The 4,981-nt window shown below is 39.7% G+C and carries 8 protein-coding genes; 6 read left to right on the top strand and 2 right to left on the bottom strand.

Annotated elements, in window-relative coordinates:
* The 6 genes from ACFIKG_RS08580 to ACFIKG_RS08555 all read left to right on the top strand — a co-directional run.
* Positions 1-336: hypothetical protein (locus ACFIKG_RS08580; RefSeq protein ID WP_375652120.1), on the top strand; the 336-nt coding region annotated here is incomplete at its 5' end.
* Complete coding sequence (locus tag ACFIKG_RS08575; protein ID WP_375626909.1) at positions 333-737, top strand: hypothetical protein; 405 nt, start codon at positions 333-335, stop codon at positions 735-737. The genes ACFIKG_RS08580 and ACFIKG_RS08575, both read left to right, overlap by 4 nt.
* 3 nt (positions 738-740) lie before the next feature.
* The gene (locus tag ACFIKG_RS08570; protein ID WP_375652119.1) at positions 741-1,505 is read left to right on the top strand and encodes a hypothetical protein; all 765 of its coding nucleotides are present in this window, start codon (positions 741-743) and stop codon (positions 1,503-1,505) included.
* On the top strand, positions 1,502-1,909 hold the full coding sequence (locus ACFIKG_RS08565; RefSeq protein WP_375626905.1) for a hypothetical protein: 408 nt from the start codon (positions 1,502-1,504) through the stop codon (positions 1,907-1,909). The genes ACFIKG_RS08570 and ACFIKG_RS08565 overlap by 4 nt, the downstream gene beginning before the upstream one ends.
* A gap of 192 nt (positions 1,910-2,101) precedes the next feature.
* The gene (locus tag ACFIKG_RS08560) at positions 2,102-2,509 is read left to right on the top strand and encodes a hypothetical protein (RefSeq protein WP_375626903.1); all 408 of its coding nucleotides are present in this window, start codon (positions 2,102-2,104) and stop codon (positions 2,507-2,509) included.
* Between the two features lie 182 nt (positions 2,510-2,691).
* Positions 2,692-3,051, top strand: coding sequence for a hypothetical protein (locus ACFIKG_RS08555; protein ID WP_375652118.1), 360 nt, complete (start codon positions 2,692-2,694; stop codon positions 3,049-3,051).
* A gap of 102 nt (positions 3,052-3,153) precedes the next feature.
* On the opposite strand, the gene ACFIKG_RS08550 is transcribed toward ACFIKG_RS08555, so the two are convergent.
* Together ACFIKG_RS08550 and ACFIKG_RS08545 are read right to left on the bottom strand one after the other, a co-directional pair.
* Positions 3,154-3,354, bottom strand: coding sequence for an AlpA family transcriptional regulator (locus ACFIKG_RS08550; RefSeq protein ID WP_015856172.1), 201 nt, complete (start codon positions 3,352-3,354; stop codon positions 3,154-3,156).
* Positions 3,355-3,563: 209 nt separating this feature from the next.
* Positions 3,564-4,730: a tyrosine-type recombinase/integrase gene (locus ACFIKG_RS08545; RefSeq protein ID WP_375652117.1), complete on the bottom strand. Its 1,167-nt coding sequence runs from the start codon at positions 4,728-4,730 to the stop codon at positions 3,564-3,566.
* Between the last annotated feature and the right edge of the window lie 251 nt (positions 4,731-4,981).

The raw sequence follows: 4,981 nt of genomic DNA, 5'->3' as shown, positions 1-4,981 counted from the left end.
ATAGCGAATGCACTCTATTATGTGAGTGATGGTAAAAAAGATCATATTTATTTACAAAACCATATATTCGATCCCATAGGTACAGGATTTGGTCACAATCCACCTACTGCTTATAAGGTACCCTTGAGGTTCCCTTATGCAATATTTCCACCAGCAACTCCAATGATAGAGCAAGGGGGAGCGTTCATCGGGCATAACCCTAGTACCCATAAGTGTTATGGTAATGCGGGGAAAAAATGTCAAGATAATTATGGAATACATCATAATACAAAAATTTATGCACCTTATGCAATTTTAGATAATTTAGGTTTAGGTTATTTATGGAGAAAAAAATGAATACACTGTTTAAATTATTAAGTGGGATAGTTCTGTTAAGTGTCTCTGGATGTGACATTGAAAACATTGACAAACCTCCTCCAGGGGAAGTACATGGGTGGTTGAAGGAGGGAGCAGATTTTACTGAGATAGGAAAAGCCCTCTTAGAATGTGGAATGCCGAGTCTTATCGATCTTGATTCAGAAAATAGAAACCTCAGTTTAAATCAAATGGCATCCATTGATGCTTGTATGGTCCAAGCAGGATTTCGTGATAGATACGGTGGTCCATATTGGTGCTATAATTATAAAGACCTTCCCATTTGTCAGCCTGGTGCTGTCATCCCGAAGAGAAGTGTCGAAAAGCGCTTAAACAGCCCGTTTTGTAAAAGAAGTCCAGTACAACCTGAATGCAAGCCTTAAGTGATGATCAACAATCCGCCATCTTTGCCTTTGCTTGGAATGGCGCGATTGTTTCCTCACGCACATTATTTAACGGATGAAGAACAACAGAATTTACAAAAAGGTTCTGATGGCAAGGTTCATGTTTTCCTCAATGGTATTTTTACAACACCAGATGAAGCAGCCCATAATGCGGTTCAGTTGGCTGATAACAAGAATGATCCGCACTATTTTCTGATGTTCCCTCATAGCGATTCGCTCTTGGTAGAGGGGTTCATTGCAGGGTATCAGTATTTTCTAGAAGGTAAGTTGGGTGCTCTGACCAATTCGACGAAGAAGTACCAGAATCTGTTGTATAGCCTTGGCAATATAGGATTGCATGTTGATGCCCATAGCCGCGGCAGTATGACAGCGGGCAATGGATTGCATGATTTAGAAAAGCATGGTGTTCATGGTATAGCAAAGGAAACAACGATTAATTTCTTTGGACCAGCTTATAATACTCAAAACATGGCAGATACGTTATATATCCTAAGTGATGGAAAGCAGGATTACGTAAACTTGGAAAATCATAAATATGACTTTGTGGGTACAAAGATTGGCAAAAATCCTTATACCTTTGAGCAAATACCTCCTGGAAGTGGTCCTTGGAAAGAAGCAGGGCAAATATTTAAGGGCTACCCCAGTGTCCATGCTTGTTATGGTCATGCAGGTTATGCGTGTACATCGCGCTATGGTTCACCTAATCGTACGCCAATTTATTCAAAATATTCAGGGAGGAAAAAATGAAACAAATCTTGAAATTATTAAGTGGTCTCATTCTGTTAAATATTGCTGGATGTAACATTGATAAGCCTGCTCCAGGGTACTTGAGTATGTGGGAGAAAAATAGTGTTACTGATTTTACTGAGGTAGGAAAAGCTTTGTTAGAATGTGGTATGCCAACGCCTTATGATGTTGATCCAGAAAGTGAAAATATAAGCATTAATGCTAAAGCAACAATTCATGCTTGCATGCTCCAAGCAGGATTCCGTTATAAAGATAAGTTGGGAGGTAATTGGTGTTATACTTTTAGAACCGAAAACCTTCCCATTTGTCGTCCAGGTGCTGTCATACCACAGCGCAGTGTCAAGAAGCGCTTAAACAGCCCTTTTTGTAAAAAGTATAAAAATGCACCTGAATGCAAACCTTAAGTTTTGCTGTTTGTGATGATTAACAATCCGCCATCCTTGCCTTCGCTTGGAATGGCGGGATTGTTCCCTCAACCAATCATCTCAACACCCGAGCCCCCATAATTGTTATGCTGATGCGAGTGATGCGTGTAGATGGAATTACGGTTCATTTGGTTTTAAAAAACTTTATTCAACGAGAACAGGGAACAAAAAATGAAAATGTTGTTTAATTTATTAAGCCTACTCATTTTGTTAACGGTTACTGGATGTGACATTGAAAACATTGACAAACCTGCTCCAGGGTACGTGAGTATGTGGGAGAAGTCAGGTGCGGATTCTACTGAGGTAGGAAAAGCCTTATTAGAATGTGGAATGCCGAGTCTTATCGATCCTGATTCAGAAAATAGAAAGCAGAGCATCAATGCAAAAGCAACAACTTATACGTGTATGATTCAAGCAGGATTCCGTTATAAAGGGGGAGGGAGGCCGTGTTATACTTTTAAAGAGGAAAACCTCCCCATTTGTCAGCCTGGTGCTGTCATCCCGAAGAGAAGTGTCGAAAAGCGCTTAAACAGCCCGTTTTGTAAAAAGTACAAAAATGCGGATGAATGCCAACCTTAAGTTTTGCTGTTTGTGACGATCAACAATCCGCCATCCTTGCCTTCACTTGGAATGGCGGGATTGTTTCCTCAACTAACCATTTCAATATTGTTCACTGTTGTTTTCAGCAGCGGTGACAGGAAATATCAACAGGTTTATGAGCTCTGTTTTATCGTAAATAAATCCATTGAAAGAGGGGAATAATGAAGAAAATCTTAAAACTATTGAGTTGCGTAGCTCTGTTAAGTATCACTGGATGTGTTAACTCAATTCCCTCATTTTCTCCAGCATTATGGAGAAATAAAATACTTTTAGAATGTGGAGTACCGGATCTTAATAAGGTTGTGGCGCTAGATTTGAATCAATTTGCCAGTATTGAAATGTGTATGGCGCAATCAGGTTTTCGTCCTAGCTTTACAATACAAGAATGGTGTGAGAACCATAAATCGGACAATCTTCCCATATGTCGTCCTGGTGCTGTCATGCCTCAGCGAAGTGTTGAGAGACGCTTAAATAGCCCTTATTGTAAAAAACATTCAGAACAACTTGAATGCCAGCCTTAAGTCTTGCTTCAGCAGAGAAAGCCTTGAATTTACACCAAATAAAGCACCAGGTTGATGAGCTTGAGAAAGCCTTGTCCATCCTTATGTGACAAGGTTTTCTTTTTATGCCGCGTCGTTATAACGTTGCTGTTTTGCTTGCTCGATTACATTCAAAAGATCTGATTGTAACCAACGCGATAAAAAACCAAATTTTAAAGGTTTTGGCAAAGAGCCATTGGTAACATGACGGCGGAATGTTGAGACACTCATATGAAGCAATTTTGCACTTTCACGGTCTGTCAAAAGAATATCATTTTCTGTCATAATAATTTCCTTTCAAAAGTAAAAAATGAAAACAAATCATAACTATTTATTAACCACATTTTTGTTCATTTTTGAAGGTATTTTATTTATATAAAACAATATTTTATCATATAAATTCTAATGTGATAAATTATGAGTCTAATTGAGAGCGAATGAGAGAAAAGAGAGCTAAAGTTATCCACAGATCATGGGGTTATTCACCCCATATCTTAAGATTGACCCGTGACATAAGCCGCCCATTTATCCATATAGACACGGCGTTGTTCTAGATAGTCAGTGCGACGATAGGCACGCTCTACTTTACCGCCGACCGTATGACTTAGAATAGTTTCAGCGACCTCATAGGGGGCATCGGTTGTTTCAGCGAGCCAATTGCGTAAACTAGAACGAAAACCATGGGGGCAGGCTTCAATTTTATTTTTTCTCATATACGCCGCCATCATCGTATGTGAAAGAGGACCACGACCGGTAAGTGAAAAGATGAAATCACTTTTAGAGATACAGTGGGCTTGTTCAATTACTTTTAATGCTTCAGATGATAAGGGCACGCGAAATTCTGTTGTAGTATCACGCTTTCCTTTCATATTCTCAGCAGGTATGATCCATATATCCCCATCAATTTGATCTTTATGAATATGACGTAAAGGGTTAGAGCGAACCCCTGTAAGGATAAGCAGACGCAAAGCAAGATGTGTTATGTTTTGTGTTTTACAGAGGAACTGATAAAAATCTGGTATATCTTTCCAATCCATTGCTGGTCTATTAGTGATCTTATGACGTTGTTTTCCTAAGAGAGCACGTGCTTTTTCTGTTGCTTGTAAATCAACATCCAAACCCAAAGCAGCCGCATGTTTGAGACAAAGGTTGAGACGTATCAATGCTATCTGAGCTGTTCCAGCTTTTGTATGCCAAATGGGAGAAAGCGTATTGCGTATCTCTGTTTGTGTAATCTCTGAAACGGGGAGGCAACCTAATTTAGGGAGAATGTAAAGCCGCAAAGGTGAAAACCAATCACTAGCCTTACCATCTCTTTTTAATTCGGCTTTACGACTTTCAAAAGCATCCACGGCAATGTCTTTTAAGTAATGGAGATTGCTTATTGCTTCACGCTTTTGTTTTTCACGTTCTTTAATAGGGTCACGCCCTTCACGTAAAACAGCACGCCACCCAGTTGCTAATTCACGGGCTTGTTTTAAAGAGACATGTCTTAAGGCACCCAATCCCATTTCACGGCGCCGACCGTGGAGGGTATATCGTAAAATCCATTGAGCACCTCCATCTTTACGCTTATGAAGTAACAAGCCGGCACCATCATTATATTTGCCAGCCCCCAATGTTGCGACAGCCCTTGCATTAAGACGGTTCATAAGAGCCATTTTTAGTCCTTTCTTATACAAATTTTATCCACACACTCATCCCACTTGTTATGTGCAAGTAAGTGGTTTTAGTTGATTCAAGATAAACAGATTTGAAATGAGAGAATCCTACGTTATTCGAGACTCTCATTCAACATACAAAACAGTGAATTATCATTATAAATCAATGTCTTGTAGACCGTGTAAGAGATACGATTAACAGTTCTTTTGCAGGTGCGGGTCGTTATGGGTCCGGTGCACATGCAGGTGTA

It is taken from the genome of Bartonella sp. LB28NMGDW, assembly GCF_042194435.1.
Taxonomy (GTDB): Bacteria; Pseudomonadota; Alphaproteobacteria; order Rhizobiales; family Rhizobiaceae; genus Bartonella; species Bartonella grahamii.
Note: the sequence above shows the minus strand (reverse complement) of the source record. Positions and strands in the feature narration are given on the sequence as shown.

What these genes read in the sequence shown, in the direction of transcription:
- ACFIKG_RS08545 (WP_375652117.1), bottom strand. Translation starts at nt 4,730, where the DNA reads ATGGCTCTTATGAACCGTCTTAATGCAAGGGCTGTCGCAACATTGGGG.
- ACFIKG_RS08560 (WP_375626903.1), top strand. Translation starts at nt 2,102, where the DNA reads ATGAAAATGTTGTTTAATTTATTAAGCCTACTCATTTTGTTAACGGTT.
- ACFIKG_RS08565 (WP_375626905.1), top strand. Translation starts at nt 1,502, where the DNA reads ATGAAACAAATCTTGAAATTATTAAGTGGTCTCATTCTGTTAAATATT.
- ACFIKG_RS08550 (WP_015856172.1), bottom strand. Translation starts at nt 3,354, where the DNA reads ATGACAGAAAATGATATTCTTTTGACAGACCGTGAAAGTGCAAAATTG.
- ACFIKG_RS08570 (WP_375652119.1), top strand. Translation starts at nt 741, where the DNA reads ATGATCAACAATCCGCCATCTTTGCCTTTGCTTGGAATGGCGCGATTG.
- ACFIKG_RS08555 (WP_375652118.1), top strand. Translation starts at nt 2,692, where the DNA reads ATGAAGAAAATCTTAAAACTATTGAGTTGCGTAGCTCTGTTAAGTATC.
- ACFIKG_RS08575 (WP_375626909.1), top strand. Translation starts at nt 333, where the DNA reads ATGAATACACTGTTTAAATTATTAAGTGGGATAGTTCTGTTAAGTGTC.